Annotated in this window: 13 protein-coding genes and 1 riboswitch; of the genes, 7 read left to right on the top strand and 6 right to left on the bottom strand. The window is 67.8% G+C overall.

Translation table 11 applies throughout. The annotated features are described in order from the left end of the window. Nucleotides 1-38: 38 nt before the first annotated feature. A riboswitch (cobalamin riboswitch) is annotated at nucleotides 39-236 on the top strand. A gap of 270 nt (nucleotides 237-506) precedes the next feature. Beyond that, the gene (locus WS57_RS06125; protein ID WP_069243891.1) at nucleotides 507-2,435 is read left to right on the top strand and encodes a TonB-dependent receptor domain-containing protein; all 1,929 of its coding nucleotides are present in this window, start codon (nucleotides 507-509) and stop codon (nucleotides 2,433-2,435) included. A 76-nt stretch (nucleotides 2,436-2,511) separates the two neighbouring features. Here WS57_RS06125 and WS57_RS37820 read toward each other — a convergent pair whose 3' ends face one another. Next, the gene (locus WS57_RS37820) at nucleotides 2,512-3,903 is read right to left on the bottom strand and encodes a collagen-like triple helix repeat-containing protein (protein ID WP_208610300.1); all 1,392 of its coding nucleotides are present in this window, start codon (nucleotides 3,901-3,903) and stop codon (nucleotides 2,512-2,514) included. A 193-nt stretch (nucleotides 3,904-4,096) separates the two neighbouring features. Here WS57_RS37820 and WS57_RS06115 point away from each other — a divergent pair, with 193 nt between their 5' ends. After that, nucleotides 4,097-4,633 (top strand): hypothetical protein, encoded by a 537-nt coding sequence (locus tag WS57_RS06115; RefSeq protein WP_155741211.1) that lies wholly within the window; start codon nucleotides 4,097-4,099, stop codon nucleotides 4,631-4,633. A 45-nt stretch (nucleotides 4,634-4,678) separates the two neighbouring features. Here the strand turns inward: WS57_RS06115 and WS57_RS06110 are convergent, their stop codons facing one another. From WS57_RS06110 to WS57_RS06090, 5 genes are all read right to left on the bottom strand, one after another. After that, entirely contained in the window at nucleotides 4,679-5,206 is a 528-nt protein-coding gene (locus WS57_RS06110; protein ID WP_059517179.1) for a transferase hexapeptide repeat family protein, read from the bottom strand. 45 nt (nucleotides 5,207-5,251) lie between these two features. Then, nucleotides 5,252-6,223 (bottom strand): electron transfer flavoprotein subunit alpha/FixB family protein, encoded by a 972-nt coding sequence (locus WS57_RS06105; protein ID WP_069243890.1) that lies wholly within the window; start codon nucleotides 6,221-6,223, stop codon nucleotides 5,252-5,254. A 97-nt stretch (nucleotides 6,224-6,320) separates the two neighbouring features. Continuing rightward, on the bottom strand, nucleotides 6,321-7,070 hold the full coding sequence (locus WS57_RS06100) for an electron transfer flavoprotein subunit beta/FixA family protein (protein ID WP_069243889.1): 750 nt from the start codon (nucleotides 7,068-7,070) through the stop codon (nucleotides 6,321-6,323). Between the two features lie 43 nt (nucleotides 7,071-7,113). Then, nucleotides 7,114-7,902 (bottom strand): SDR family NAD(P)-dependent oxidoreductase, encoded by a 789-nt coding sequence (locus WS57_RS06095; protein WP_059517186.1) that lies wholly within the window; start codon nucleotides 7,900-7,902, stop codon nucleotides 7,114-7,116. 45 nt (nucleotides 7,903-7,947) lie between these two features. Next, nucleotides 7,948-8,784, bottom strand: a complete 837-nt coding sequence (locus WS57_RS06090) for an alpha/beta fold hydrolase (protein ID WP_059517188.1) — start codon at nucleotides 8,782-8,784, stop codon at nucleotides 7,948-7,950. Nucleotides 8,785-8,935: 151 nt separating this feature from the next. Between WS57_RS06090 and WS57_RS06085 the strand changes: the two genes are divergently transcribed. From WS57_RS06085 to WS57_RS06065, 5 genes are all read left to right on the top strand, one after another. Then, nucleotides 8,936-9,709 (top strand): SDR family oxidoreductase, encoded by a 774-nt coding sequence (locus WS57_RS06085; RefSeq protein WP_069243888.1) that lies wholly within the window; start codon nucleotides 8,936-8,938, stop codon nucleotides 9,707-9,709. 119 nt (nucleotides 9,710-9,828) lie between these two features. Then, nucleotides 9,829-11,394, top strand: coding sequence for a DUF1302 domain-containing protein (locus WS57_RS06080; protein ID WP_009693015.1), 1,566 nt, complete (start codon nucleotides 9,829-9,831; stop codon nucleotides 11,392-11,394). Between the two features lie 40 nt (nucleotides 11,395-11,434). After that, nucleotides 11,435-12,817, top strand: coding sequence for a DUF1329 domain-containing protein (locus WS57_RS06075; protein WP_069243887.1), 1,383 nt, complete (start codon nucleotides 11,435-11,437; stop codon nucleotides 12,815-12,817). A gap of 85 nt (nucleotides 12,818-12,902) precedes the next feature. After that, nucleotides 12,903-13,685, top strand: a complete 783-nt coding sequence (gene dmpE, locus WS57_RS06070; RefSeq protein ID WP_059517500.1) for a 2-oxopent-4-enoate hydratase — start codon at nucleotides 12,903-12,905, stop codon at nucleotides 13,683-13,685. Between the two features lie 16 nt (nucleotides 13,686-13,701). Next, a complete protein-coding gene (locus WS57_RS06065) occupies nucleotides 13,702-14,601 on the top strand; it encodes an acetaldehyde dehydrogenase (acetylating) (RefSeq protein WP_069243886.1) in 900 nt (299 codons plus the stop codon). Nucleotides 14,602-14,609 lie beyond the last annotated feature (8 nt).

The raw sequence follows: 14,609 nt of genomic DNA, 5'->3' as shown, positions 1-14,609 counted from the left end.
GCCCCGCGCGAAGCATTGACGCGGCGAAGCGGCGGCCATTACCCTTGCGCGCTGATGGTTCCCGGAGACGGGATCAAATGGGAACGCAGTAGCGGCAGCGATGCCGTCGATCTGCGGCTGCCCCCGCAACTGTGAGCGGCGAGTCCATGCCCACCGAGCCACTGGGACACCCGGGAAGGCCGGCACCGGACGACGACCCGCAAGCCAGGAGACCAGCCATCGACCGAGGTCCAAGCAGCCGCAACGGGCGGGGTGTCCCGATGCGCAAGCGCCGCCGTCGGCGGTCGCCCGTTGCAAGGACGGCCCGACCTCAGGATTCCGTCAGATGTCCATCGTTCCCGATTCCGCTTTCGCGCCGAAAGCGTCGTGCCGGCACGCGGCACGCGTGCGCGCCTGCTCCCGTGTCGTCGCGCCCGATCCGGCCGCGCACGCCGAACCCGACCACGACACCGCCCGCCGCCCGTTCACGCGCGCGGCCCGCGCAGCACGATAACAAGACCCGCTTCATGAAACTCCGACATCTCCTCGCCACGTCCGCCGCCACCGCGCTGCTGTCGCCGCTCGCGCACGCCGCCGGCGACACCGCCCCGCCGCAGCCGGCGCAGCCCGCAGACAACGCCGACCTGCCGACGATCTCCATCACCGACACGCGCCACCTGCCCGAATCGTTCGACCAGCGCTATGCGACGACGCAGGTGCTCACGCGCGACGACCTCGACCGGCTGTCGCCAAGCGATCCGAGCATCACGCAGGCGGTCGCGACGCTGCCGGGCGTGACCGTGTCGCAGAACGGCGGCCCCGGCGCGTCGTCGTCCGTCAGTATTCGCGGCTCGTCGGCGAGCCAGGTCGCGGTGTTCGTCGACGGCATCCGGATCGGCTCGTCGACCACCGGCATCGCGCCCTGGGCGGATCTGCCGACCGAGGCGTTCGAGCGCGTCGAAGTCATCTCGGGGCCGGCGGCCGCCTCGTTCGGCGCGAACGCGATGGGCGGCGTCGTGCAGCTGTTCACGCGGCGCGCGGCGAACCAGCCGAACCAGACCACGGTGTCGTTCGGCGGCGGCTCGAACAAGACCTTCGACACGCAGGTCCGCACGTCGGGCACGGTGCCGTCGAGCGGGCCGCTCGCCGCGCTCGGCGGGCTCACCTACTCGCTCGGCCTGCACGATTACGCGACGGCCGGCATCGATGCGACGCGGCCGTTCGCGTACGGCCACGAGGAAGGCCGCAACCCGTATCACGCGCAGGATATCGACGCACGCCTCGGCTATGCGCGCGACAACTGGTCGATCTCGACGTTCGCGCTGTACCACCGCTCCGACCTGTCCTACGACAACGCGGGCGGCGCCGATCGCGAGCTCGACCACCAGTTGACGGCCGGCCTGTCGTTTCATCTCGACATCACGCCGGACACGCAGTTCGACCAGTCCGTCGGTTACTCGAACGATCGCCAGTTCCTGTACGCGAGCGACCCGGCGATCGCGACCGATCAGATCAATTCGCAGCGCATCAGCACGTCGACGTCGCTGACGCACCAGGAACGCGGCTTCAGCCTGTTCGGCCAGCCGCTGTCGGGCGAGACCAAGCTCGCATACGATTTCACGCGTGAACAGGCGTTCCTGCCGGTCGATATCCCGAGCGGCGTGCCCACGCGCAACGATTCCGCGTTCTCGCTGCACCAGTCGGTGACGCTCGGCACGGTCACGATGTTCCTCGCGGGCCGTCACGAGATCGTCGCCGGGCGGTCGGTGAACACGGGCAACGCGGCGCTGTCGTGGGCGATCACGCCGGTCTACACCGCACGCCTGTCGTATGGCAACGCGTTCCGGCTGCCGACCTTCAACGATCTCTACTATCCCGGATACGGGAATCCGGATCTCAGCCCCGAGCGCAGCAACTCGGTCGAGGCCGCGCTCGATGCGACGACGTCGCTCGGCACGTTTACGGCCGCGATCTACGACACGCGCGTCCATAACCTGATCGCGTACGATCCCGCGACGTTCCAGCCGGTCAACATCGGGCGCGCGCACATTCGCGGGCTCGACCTGTCGTACAAGGGAACGATCGGCCGTTCGACGCCGGTCAGCATCGCAATCGGCCTGCTGAATCCGCAGGACACGACCAATCAGACGTGGCTGAATCGCCGTCCGCGACAAACGGTCAGCATCAGCATCGATCACACGTGGGACGAACTGCACCTGCACGCGTTGAGCACCGGCGCGTCGCTGCGCTACGGTGGCACAACGTTCGACGATCCGGCCAACACGACCTATCTGCCGTCGTACCTGACGGCGGACCTGCGCGCGTCGTACCGGATCAATTCGCATCTGTCGGTGTCGGCGCTGCTGTCCAACCTGTTCGACCGTCGCTATATGACGGCCTACGGTTACAACACGGTCGGCCGGGCTGCGTTCGGCAAGGTCACTTACACGTTCTGATGGTTTCTGCTCGTGCCGGCGAGGCCGGGCCACCGGCGCCGACGCTCGCCGGCACCGATGCGCTCGCGTCGTTCGCCTACTTTCCGGCCGCACCACCCAGCAGGCCGCCGAGCAGCGACGTAATCGGTGCGAGCGGGCCGCTTGCGCCACCGAGCGCAGCGCTGCCGCCGGCGCTGATGCCGGTGCCCGTACCGGTCGCCGGCGTCGCGGCCGGCGGCGGACCGTTGTGCACGACCGCCGGGATCCCGCCGACGACGCTGGTGATCAGACCGGAAATCGGCACGGCGCCGTTCGCGCCATTCGGATTGACGAGGCCGCCCGCGTTGGTCACCGTGTCGCCGACGGCCCGGACGAGCTGCCCGACGTCGCTGACCAGCGGCCCGGCAACGGTTCCCGCTCCCGCCGCCGATGCCTTCCATCCGGCCGACGTGATCGCTCCGCCGATCTGGCCGAGCAGCCCCGCGACCGGCTGACCGAGCCCGGTCGCCGTGCCGACCTGCTGCGTGAGTTGGCCGGCGGTCGTCACGAGCGGCGTGATGGCCGAACTGACCGTCTGCGTCGCCTGCTGTACCGGGCCGGTCGACAGCGCGGCGCCGATCGTGGTGCCGGCCGATCCGAGCTGGTTCGCGACGGTGTCGAGCAGACTGCCGACCGGCGCGGTGATCGGCGCCAGCGGCGACAGCGGTCCGGCGCCAAGCGCCTTCACCGTTTCGCTCAGGCCGGAGACGGGAGCGCCGGCCGTGCCGACGACGCTGCCGAGGCCGGCCACGGTGGTGCCGACCGGGTTCGGCGTGAAGCCGATCTGGCCGAGCCCGCCGCTCACGACGTTCGAGGTTTCGTTGACGATCGAGCCGACGCCGCGGACCGTGTCGCCGGGGCCGGCCGTCACGCCCTTGCTGACGCCCGGCAGGCTCACGCCGCCGATGGTCGTGCCGGCGTCCATCACGACCGCGCCGACCGAGCTGACGATGCCCCGCGTGCCGGGGGCGCCGCTGGTGCCCCAACCGCTGGTGCTGCCGCTTGTTGTGCCGCTTGTTGTGCCGCTTGTTGTGCCGCTTGTTGTGCCGCTCGTTGTACCGCTGGTCGTCCCGCTGGTCGTCCCGCTCGTCGTACCGCTCGTCGTACCGCTCGTCGTACCGCTCGTCGTGCCGCTGGTCGTGCCGCTGGTCGTACCGCTGGTCGTACCGCTGGTCGTACCGCTCGTCGTACCGCTCGTTGTGCCGCTGGTCGTGCCGCTCGTCGTACCGCTCGTCGTACCGCTCGTCGTACCGCTCGTCGCGCCACTCGTCGTACCGCTGGTCGTCCCGCTCGTACCGCCACCGCTCGTACCACTCCCACTCGTACTCGGCACAACGTTGTTGCCGGCCCGCGGCGGCGAAGTCACATCGCCACCGCCGCACGCGGCAAGCGTGCAGGCGGCGGCAAATGCCGCGAGCACGAAATTCCCCTTGGTGAATTGTTTTTGCATGGCAGTCCTTGTTTGCTTATAGCCGTGACGACTGCAACAAGCAGCTACCATGCCAACGCCGTTCGCCCGACGCCGCCATAACGACCGCATCCGCCCGTGCACGCCGCCCCGCGCCACTCGCCCTGCAAACCAGCTTCCACCGATCCTTGCGTTCCGGTAACGTCGACGTAACAAGATCCGTACGTTACGTAGCATGGAGCGCACGGGAATCCAATCCACGGCCGCGCCTCCCCACGGCGGAAAACACCGCGGCAACCGTTTCCGCATCAGGAAAACAGGCGAACGCCGCCCGTCGATCGGGACGGGAACCGGAGGACCAAAATTGAAAAATGCCGACGCGATCGCGCTCATCGTCGATCCCGAATGCGGCGACAGGCTTTCCGACATCGCCGCAACGGTACGCCACGCATGGATCGTGACAAGCCCGGCGAACGACGCGGCAGCCGGGCGAATCCGGCAGCGTTCGCCGTCACCGGACGAACCCGATCGCACGGGCGGCGTGACGACGTTTCAGCGATACGGCGCCGACCGGGAAAGCTGGTGCGTCGGAATCCTGGATACGCTGGACGGCCACCACAACGCATTCGCGCAGCTGCCCGGCTATTCGGTGCTGCAGGTCTACGGCGTTCCGTTTTCGGAAAGGCTGCGTCCGGCACTCGCGTCGTCGGGATTCTCGACGTTCACGCCGACCGACGACGGCTTTCGCGCCTGCAAGCGCCCATCCGCATGAAGGCCCCGCAAGCCGCATCGGTGCAGAAAGCACCGCCGGCCCCGCTCACCCGTCGACGAGCCTGAGCGTGCGCAGACAATCCGCCGCAAGCTGCTGATAGATCCGCGTGCCGTTCGCCTTCGCATCGATCTCCGCGTCGCTCAGCCGTCGCACTACGCGCCCCGGCACGCCCGCCAGCAACACACCGGGCGGCACGTCGAGCCCTGCCTTCACGAATGCGCACGCGGCCACGATCGTCGTCGCGCCGATCGTGGCGCCATCCATCACGACCGCGTTCATCCCGATCATCGTGTCCGGTTCGAGCGTCGCGCCGTGCACGATCGCGCCGTGACCGACATGGCTGTTCACGCCGAGCCGGCATGTCTCGCCGATGCCGACATGCAGCACGCAGCCGTCCTGCACGTTGCTGCCGGCCTCGACCACGATCGCACCGAAATCGCCGCGCAGGCTCGCGTGCGGACCGATATAGCAGCGCGCGCCGATCGTCACGTTGCCGATCACGACCGCGCCCGGGTGCACGTAAGCGGAAGCATCGACACGCGGGCGCATTCCGTTGAATTCGAACAAGGGCATGGGTCGGGACGTGGGCTCAGTAGACGTAATCGGCGAGGCAACCGCTCACAGCGCCGCGCAAGCTTCGGGCACGACGGTAAACAGGTCGCCGACGAGGCCGTAATCGGCCACGCTGAAGATCGGTGCTTCGGGATCCTTGTTGATTGCGACGATGACCTTCGAATCCTTCATGCCGGCCAGGTGCTGGATCGCGCCCGAGATGCCGACCGCGATGTACAGCTGCGGCGCGACGATCTTGCCGGTCTGGCCGACCTGATAGTCGTTCGGCACGTAGCCCGCATCCACTGCCGCGCGGGAAGCGCCGAGTGCGGCTTGCAACTTGTCCGCGAGCGGCTCCAGCACCTTCGTGTAGTTCTCGCCGCTGCCCAGGCCACGGCCGCCCGACACGATGATGCTCGCGCTGGTGAGTTCCGGACGGTCCAGCTTCGTCACTTCACGGCTGACGAACTGCGACACGCCTGCGTCTGCCGCCGCTTCGATCTTCTCGACCGATGCGCTGCCGCCTTCCGCTGCGACCGGATCGAAACCCGTCGCCCGCACCGTGACGACCTTGACCGGGTCGCCCGACTGCACCGTCGCGATCGCGTTGCCCGCGTAGATCGGGCGCTCGAACGTGTCGATCGCCGTCACGGCCGTGATGTCCGAGATCTGCGCGACGTCGAGCTTCGCCGCGATACGCGGCGCGATGTTCTTGCCGTACGCCGTGGCCGGCGCGAGGATGTGCGAATACTGCATTGCAACCGTCATCACCGTCGCTTCGACATTCTCCGCGAGACCGTCGGCAAGCTGCGGCGCATCGGCCAGCAGCACCTTCGTCACGCCCGCGATTTTCGCAGCCGCGTCGGCCGCCGCCCGGACGTTGTGTCCGGCGACCAGCACATGAATATCGCCGCCGCCGAATCCGCTGATCGTCTGCGCGGCGGCCACGGTATTCAGCGTCGCCGCCTTGATCGGCGCATGGCCGCCGGGCGATGCCGCGTCGGCCGCATCGTGTTCGGCGATCACCAGAATCGTCATTGTGTTCCGCTCCGTCGTCTTTCCAGGCAAGGATCCGAAGTCCGCGTGCTTCATTCAGTGTCTGCAACGCGCCGAAGCCCGCGCGCATGCCGCCGGCTTACAGCACCCCGGCTTCGGTCTTCAGCTTGCCGACCAGCGTCGCCACGTCCGGCACCTTCACGCCGGCCGCGCGCTTCGGCGGCTCGTTCACGGCGAGCACCTTCAGTCGCGGTGTCACGTCCACGCCGAGATCGTCCGGCTTCACTATTTCCAGCGGCTTCTTCTTCGCCTTCATGATGTTCGGCAGCGTCACGTAGCGCGGCTCGTTCAGGCGCAGATCCGTAGTGACGACTGCGGGCAGTTGAAGCGACAGCGTTTCCGCGCCGCCGTCCACTTCGCGCGCAACCGTCGCGTTGCCATTCGCCACCACGACCTTCGATGCGAACGTCGCCTGCGGCAAGCCAGCCAATGCAGCCAGCATCTGCCCGGTCTGGTTCGAATCGTCGTCGATCGCCTGCTTGCCGAGGATCGCCAGCGAAGGCCGTTCCTTGTCGAGCAGCGCCTTCAGCACCTTCGCGACGCCGAGCGGTTCGACCGCCGCGTTCGTCTCGACGAGGATCGCGCGGTCCGCGCCGATCGCCAGCGCGGTGCGCAGCGTTTCCTGCGCCTGTGCAACGCCGACCGACACCGCGACCACCTCGGTCGCGATGCCGGCCTCCTTCAAGCGCACCGCTTCTTCAACGGCGATCTCGTCGAACGGGTTCATCGACATCTTCACGTTCGCGATGTCGACGCCGCTCCGGTCGGACTTCACGCCGACCTTCACGTTCGCGTCGACCACGCGCTTCACTGCCACGAGCACTTTCAACTGCCGTCTCCTGTCGCCTGTTCGATGATGCAGCCGCCGCCCGTCAGCGCGCGGTAAACCCGCCGTCGATCACGAGCTCCGCGCCCGTCACGTAGCGGCCCGCCGGCGACACGAGATACAGGATGCCGGCCGCGATGTCGCGCGGGCTGCCGATCTTCGCCATCGGCACGTTGGTCTGCATGTATTCGAAGGCGCGGTCGGGATCCTGGCCCATCTGGCGGAACGCCTCCTCGAGCATCGGCGTGCGGATGTAGCCGGGATGCACCGAGTTCGCGCGGATGTTCTTCGCCGCATACAGCATCGCGTCGACCTTCGCCATCATCCGCACCGCCGCCTTCGACGCGTGGTAAGCCGGCACGTCGGGACCGCCGACGATCCCGTACATCGACGACAGGTTCACGATCGACCCGCCGCCGGCCGCCTCGATATGCGGAATCGCCGCACGCGTGCACAGGAACACGCCGTTGACGTTCACGTCCTGCACGCGCTGCCACTGCGCGAGCGTGAGTTCGTGCGTCGGCACGTTATGCCCTTCGATGCCCGCGTTGTTCACCAGCACGTCGATGCGCCCGAAGCGCGCGGCGATCTCGCCGAACACGCGCGACACGTCGTCCTCGCGCGTGACGTCCAGCGACCAGAACGCGGCCTGCCCGCCCTGCGCGCGGATTTCGTCGACGAGCGCCTCGGCCGGCTGCGACAGCACGTCGAGAATCGCGACGCTCGCGCCGGCCGCGGCCAGCGTGCGCGCCGTCTCGGCGCCGATGCCGCGCGCCGCGCCGGTAATCACGGCCACCTTGCCGTGCAGGTCGAACAGTTCTTCGATCAGTTTCATCTTGTCTCCGTATAGGTCGGGCCCCGTCGTCGAGGGCATCCGGCGTTATCGCGCATTTTGCGTCGCGAGAAAATCGAGGCATTCCCGATTGAAGTAAGCGGCATGTTCCACCATCACCCAGTGGCCGCACCGGTTCATCAGTACGACCCGCGCGTCGCGACAGCGCTCGACGAACTTCATCGCGCCGCCGACCGGGTTGAAGCGATCGTCCGTGCCCCAGAAGCCGAGCACCGGGCAGCGCAGCTCGCCGAGCGCATCGGTCAGGTTCGGCACGCTCATCGTCGACAGCACTTCGGTCGGCTGCTCGACGCAGACCTTCATCCGCTCGGCAACGAGCGCGTCGGTGACGATCGCCGGATCGTGCACCAGCAGCGTCAGCAGCTCGCGCATCGTGTCGTCGTTCATCTCGCGATGGGTGAACAGCTTCACCATCCGCTGGATCCCTTCCATCCGGAAATAGGTGTCGCGATCCTCGACGCCGCCCGGCGCCATCATGATCAGCGCATCGACCGCGTCAGGATGGTCGAGCGCGTATTTCAGCGCGATCGCGCCGCCGAGCGAGTTGCCGAGCAGCACCGCCGGCCCGATGCCGAGCGCCGTCAGCTGCGCATGCAGCGCGCCGACGAAGAAATCGAGCGTATACGCGACATCCGACGGTTTCGACGACTGCCCGTAGCCCGGCAGGTCGACGACGATCGCGCGATGGCCCGCCGCCGCGAACGCCGGGTAGTTGTGCTTGAAGTTGCTGAAGCCGCTGGCGCCCGGCCCGCTGCCGTGGATGAACACCACCGGCCGGCCAGCGCCCGCCTCGAAATGATGCAGGCGCAGGCCGCCCGGTACGTCGGTGAAGATGCCGTCCGGCGGCGTCATGGGGGTCGTCATCGCGGGTTGTCTCCTTCGTGGGTCGTGACATGCATGCCGCGATGATTGCGCGCGCCGCGCCGACCGGCATCATCCTTTCAGACTACGAAACCGCGCGCGCTTGTTCCTATCATCGGCCCCACTGAAACGGCAATGGCGACGGAGGCGGACGGTGAGCGGATTCGACTACAGCGGCAAGACGGTGCTCGTGACGGGCGGCACCAAGGGCATCGGGCGGCGCATCGCCGAACGCTTTCTCGCGGCGGGCGCGCGGGTGTTCGTCTGCGGGCGCAGCGCGCCCGACACGCCGCCGGCGGCCGGCGGGCGCACCGCGACCTTCGTCGCGGCCGACCTGCGCGACATCGAACAGGTCGACGCGCTGCTCGCGACGATACGCGACACGGCCGGCGGCCTCGACGTGCTGGTCAATAACGCGGGCGGCTCGCCGTTCGCGCTCGCGGCCGACGCGTCGCCGCGCTTCACCGAATCGATCGTCCGGCTGAACCTGATCGCGCCGCTGCAGCTCGCGCAGCGCGTGAACGCGATCATGCAGCCGCAGCCCGCAGGCGGCGTGATGCTGTTCATCGCGAGCGTCAGCGCGTCGCGGCCTTCGCCCGGCACGGCCGCCTACGGCGCCGCGAAAGCGGGGCTCGTCAACGCGGTGACGTCGCTTGCCGTCGAATGGGCGCCGCGCGTGCGCGTCTGCGCGATCAGCCCGAGCCTCGTGCAGACCGATGCGGCCACCGAAGGCCACTACGGCGACCACGACGCGCTCGACGCAATCCGCGCGACGATTCCGGCCGGCCGGCTCGCGACGCCCGACGACGTCGCGTCCGCGTGCCTGTTCCTCGCATCGCCCGAGGCGTCCTACGCATCGGGCGCGAACCTGCGGCTCGACGGCGGCGGCGAGCGGCCCGCGTTTCTCGCGGCCGCGCAGGCGCGATGAGCAGGTCTCCTAGGGAAGTCATCTAGTTCATTTTGACGATTCCCTGCTACCGCGACGTCCCTACTCTGCCTCTCACGACAACCACAGTCGACCGTCGTCGATACCCCAGAGGAGACACCATGCATCAACGGATTTCGCGCCGTACCGACAAGCGGGCCGCCGCCACGCTGTCGACGCTGACCGCCGCGCTGCTGTCGTGCGCCGTACCCGACGCACACGCCGGCAGCACGATCGAGCTCGGCGCCGATACGACGCTCGACTACACGTTCACGCTCAGCTACGGGCTCGGCATGCGCACGCGCGCACCGAGCGGCAACCTGCTGACGCCCGCGAACATCAACGGCGACGACGGCGACCGCAACTTCGCGAAGAACAAGCTGATCGAAAACCAGGTCAGCCTGCTCGGCGAAGTCAACCTGAAGCATGACGACTGGGGCGTGTTCGTTCGCGCGGACACCTTCTACGACCAGGCCTATCACCGCCCGAACTACAACGACGCGCCCGGCACCGTGAACCACGCCGGGCAGTACAACAACTTCACGAGCGACGCGCGCTACTGGTCGGGCGGTCACACGACGCTGCTCGCCGCCTACGCGTACAACACGTTCAAGATCGGCACGACGAGCCTGAACGTGAAGGTCGGCGACCAGGTCGTCGCATGGGGCGAAAGCCTGTTCTTCCCGAACATCGCCGGCGCGCAGGGCCCGTCCGACGCGACCAAGTCGTACATGGCGGGCGCCGAGGTGAAGGACATCCTGCTGCCGGTGCCGCAGATCTCGACGCAATGGCAGATCACGCCGAACTTCAGCGTGCTCGGCTACTACCAGTTCTCGTTCCAGCAGAACCGGCTGACCGCGCCCGGCACCTACTGGAGCTATTCCGACGTCACCGGCCCCGGCGCGCAATACATCATCGGCCCGGGAGGGATGATCATTCCGCGCGGCCCCGACGACAAGCCGAGCGCACGCAACCAGTGGGGCATCGGCGCGCGCTTTCGCGTGCTCGGCGACACCGAGCTGGGCCTGTACTACCTGCACTACAACGACATGAACCCGAGCGTCGTCACGACGTACTTCCCGACGCTCCAGTATCAGCAGACGTATTTCAACAACATCAAGCTGACCGGCGCGAGCTTCTCGACGCAGCTCGGCCCGGTGAACGTCGCGGGCGAAGTGTCGTACCGGCAAGGCGCGGCGGTGCTGGTCAATACGCCGACCGGCCCGCAATCGACGCGCGCGAACGTGCTGCAGACCAACCTGTCCGGGATCTACTCGATCGGGCCGAGCTTCCTCGCGAACTCGCAGTCGCTGATCGGCGAACTCACGTACGTGCATGCGGGCAGCATCTCGGAACTCGACGGTTCCACCACGCTCGCGAACTCGCGCAACGCGCTGGCGATGGAGATCGCCTGGACGCTCAGCTACAAGAACGTGTTCAACGGCTGGGATCTCGACGTGCCGCTGACCTACACGCACGACCTGACGGGCACGTCGCCGCTGGCCGGCGCGCTCGGCTCGCTGACGGGCCAGGGCGACCACCGCGTGACCGCGGGCCTGACCTTCACGCGCCTGAGCAACCTGCAGCTGTCGCTCGTCTACGCGAAGTTCCTCGGCTCGCCGAACCCGGCCACGCGCCCGCTCGCGGATCGCGACTACGTGCTCGCCACGGCGACCTACCACTTCTGAGCGGCGCGGCCGCTCGTTACCCAGCCAGAAGAGGATTGTCATGAAACGCATTGGTCTCCCCCTCCTGCGCGCGTCGGTGATGGCTGCCTGCGCGCTCGCCGCGACGGCGTCGTTCCCGAAGGTCACGCCGGACGAGCTGAAGGCGCTCGACGGCCCGCTCACGCCGATGGGCGCGGTGCGCGCCGCCAGCAAGGACAGCGGCGTGCCCGAGTGGTCCGGCAAGTGGCTCGGCACGCCGCCCGACGTGCAGTACAAGCGCGGCGGCCGCTATCCCGACCCGTTCGCGAACGAGAAGCCGATCGCCACGATCACCGCCGAGAACATGGCGCAGTATGCAGAGCACCTGACCGACGGCCAGAAGGCGATGTTCAAGCGCTACCCGACGACCTTCAGGCTGATCGTCTATCCGAGCCATCGCGACTTCCGCTATTCGGATGCCGTCTACAAGGACATCCGCACCTACGCGCCCGATTCGACGATGACGCCCGACGCGAACGGCCTGACGAACGCGCCGCCGCAGGTGCCGTATCCGATTCCGAAAACCGCCGCCGAGCTGCTGTGGAACCAGCGCTTCTCGTCGGCGATCGGCACCGAGCAGGCGACCTACGACCAGGCGGTGGTCTACTCCGACGGCAACATCGCGTGGGGCAAGGTGCGCTACGACATCTACTCGCCGCGCAACGTCGGCAAGTACGACGTGAAGAACGACCTCAACAATCGCACCTTCTATCGCAACGCGACGGAACTGCCGCTGTCCGACCGCGGCTCGCTGATCGTCGGCTTCACGAACTGGGACAAGGCCGGCGCGGACAACTCGTCGCGCACGTGGATGTACAACCCGGGCACGCGCCGCGTGCGGCAAGCGCCCGAATACGGCTACGACCAGCCGCAGGGCCCGGGCGGCTTCCGCACCGTCGACGACGACCGCCTGTACAACGGCCCCGGCGACCGCTACGACTGGAAGATCGTCGGCAAGCGCGAGATCTACGTGCCGTACGACAACTACAAGGTGATGGACAGCGCGGTCAAGTACAGCGACCTGCTGACCAAGGGCCACGAGAATCCGGCGTACGTGCGCTACGAACTGCATCGCGTATGGGTACTGCAGGCGACGCTGAAGAATGGTTATCGCCACCAGTACGCGAAGCGCATGCTGTATATCGACGAGGATTCGTGGATGACGCTGCTCGCCGACAACTACGATGCGCGCGGCCAGCTGTGGCGCACCAACGTCGCGACGACGCTCTACGCGTACGACGCGAAGACGTTCTACCCGAGCGCGGTGTTCTATCACGACCTGATCTCGGGCGCGTATCTGGCCGACCGCCTGACGAACGAAGGCCCGATGCCGAAGCTCGACAACAGCCCGCAGTTCTCCGAAGCATACTTCTCGCCGGACGCGATCCGCAGCTCGGGCAACTGACGCGCACCTGCGACCCGCGCGCCGGGGCAGCGCTCCGGCGCACCATGCCGCCGATCCGGCGGCCTTTTCCATCGAGGGCCCTTTGATGTCTTCCCGCTTGCATACGACGCTCGGCGACGAGCTGTACGACGCGTGGCACGCCCGCGCGCCGGTCACGCCGCTGTCGGGCCGCCCGCGCCGGCTGTCGCTCGACGATGCGTACCGGATCCAGCAGCGCTTCATCGAACGTCGCGTCGCGCACGGCGAATCGGTCGTCGGCAAGAAGATCGGCGTGACGAGCCAGGCCGTGCAGGACATGCTGAACGTGCGCCAGCCCGACTTCGGCATCCTGCTGTCCGGCATGCACCATGCATCCGGCGAGGCGATCGCCACCGACGCGCTGATCGCGCCGCGCGCGGAGGGCGAGATCGCCTTCATTCTCGCCCACGACCTGCGCGGCCCCGGCATCGACCGCACCGACGTGATCGCCGCGACCGCCGCCGTCGCGCCCTGCTTCGAGATCGTCGATTCGCGCATCCGCGACTGGGCGATCCGCATCGAGGACACCGTCGCCGACAACGCGTCGTGCGGCGTCTACGTGCTAGGCGACGCACGCGTCGATCCGCGCACGCTCGATCTCGCCGCCTGCGAGATGGCGATCGACAAGAACGGCGAACGCGTCGCGCAGGGCCGCGGCGACGCGGCGCTCGGCCATCCTGCCGACGCGGTCGCGTGGCTCGCGAACACGCTCGCCGCCTACGACGTGCCGCTGCTCGCCGGCGAGATCGTGCTGTCCGGCTCGCTTGCCAAGCTGATTCCGGTCACGGCCGGCGATGCGCTGTCGATGCATATCGCCGGCATCGGCGGCTGCGAGGTTCGTTTTACCTGAAGAAAAAGGAATCCTGATGAAGAAGATCCCCTGCGCATTGATCGGGCCCGGCAATATCGGCACCGACCTGCTGTACAAGCTGCGCCGCTCGCCGGTGCTCGAACCGGTGTGGATGGTCGGCGTCGATCCGGCGTCCGATGGCCTCGCGCGTGCGCGCGCGTTCGGCCTGAAGACCACCGACCAGGGCGTCGACGGCCTGCTGCCGCACGTCGAGGCCGACGGCATCCGCATCGCGTTCGACGCGACCTCGGCCTACGTGCATCGCGAGAACGCCGACAAGCTCACCGCGCTCGGCGTGAAGATGATCGACCTGACGCCCGCCGCGATCGGGCCGTACTGCGTGCCGCCGGTCAACCTCGACGCGCATCTCGACAGCGCGCAGAACAACGTCAACATGGTGACCTGCGGCGGCCAGGCGACGATCCCGATGGTCTATGCGGTGTCGCGCGTGCAGCCGGTCGCGTACGGCGAGATCGTCGCGACGGTGTCGTCGAAATCGGTCGGCCCCGGCACGCGCAAGAACATCGACGAATTCACGCGCACGACGGCCGGCGCGATCGAGCAGGTCGGCGGCGCGCGCAAGGGCAAGGCGATCATCGTGATCAACCCGGCCGAGCCGCCGCTGATCATGCGCGACACGATCCACTGCCTGACCGACGGGCCGCCCGACGTCGACGCGATCACCGCGTCCGTGCATGCGATGGTCAAGGAGGTGCAGCGCTATGTGCCCGGCTATACGCTGAAGAACGGCCCGGTGTTCGACGGCAATCGCGTGTCCGTGTTCATGGAGGTCGAGGGCCTCGGCGACTACCTGCCGAAGTACGCGGGCAACCTCGACATCATGACCGCCGCCGCGGCCGCCACGGCCGAGCGTTTCGCCGAACAGATGCTGGCCGCGACGGCCGCCACCGCTTGAGCCGAGGA

This window comes from Burkholderia pseudomultivorans, from assembly GCF_001718415.1.
In the GTDB taxonomy this organism is placed as follows: Bacteria; Pseudomonadota; Gammaproteobacteria; order Burkholderiales; family Burkholderiaceae; genus Burkholderia; species Burkholderia pseudomultivorans_A.
Note: the sequence above shows the minus strand (reverse complement) of the source record. Positions and strands in the feature narration are given on the sequence as shown.

Bases quoted from the DNA above. Each gene is read 5' to 3' on its own strand.
- WS57_RS06065 (WP_069243886.1), top strand. From the start codon at position 13,702: ATGAAGAAGATCCCCTGCGCATTGATCGGGCCCGGCAATATCGGCACC.
- WS57_RS06075 (WP_069243887.1), top strand. From the start codon at position 11,435: ATGAAACGCATTGGTCTCCCCCTCCTGCGCGCGTCGGTGATGGCTGCC.
- WS57_RS37820 (WP_208610300.1), bottom strand. From the start codon at position 3,903: ATGCAAAAACAATTCACCAAGGGGAATTTCGTGCTCGCGGCATTTGCC.
- WS57_RS06090 (WP_059517188.1), bottom strand. From the start codon at position 8,784: ATGACGACCCCCATGACGCCGCCGGACGGCATCTTCACCGACGTACCG.
- WS57_RS06080 (WP_009693015.1), top strand. From the start codon at position 9,829: ATGCATCAACGGATTTCGCGCCGTACCGACAAGCGGGCCGCCGCCACG.
- WS57_RS06110 (WP_059517179.1), bottom strand. From the start codon at position 5,206: ATGCCCTTGTTCGAATTCAACGGAATGCGCCCGCGTGTCGATGCTTCC.
- WS57_RS06125 (WP_069243891.1), top strand. From the start codon at position 507: ATGAAACTCCGACATCTCCTCGCCACGTCCGCCGCCACCGCGCTGCTG.
- dmpE (WP_059517500.1), top strand. From the start codon at position 12,903: ATGTCTTCCCGCTTGCATACGACGCTCGGCGACGAGCTGTACGACGCG.
- WS57_RS06095 (WP_059517186.1), bottom strand. From the start codon at position 7,902: ATGAAACTGATCGAAGAACTGTTCGACCTGCACGGCAAGGTGGCCGTG.
- WS57_RS06115 (WP_155741211.1), top strand. From the start codon at position 4,097: ATGGAGCGCACGGGAATCCAATCCACGGCCGCGCCTCCCCACGGCGGA.
- WS57_RS06105 (WP_069243890.1), bottom strand. From the start codon at position 6,223: ATGACGATTCTGGTGATCGCCGAACACGATGCGGCCGACGCGGCATCG.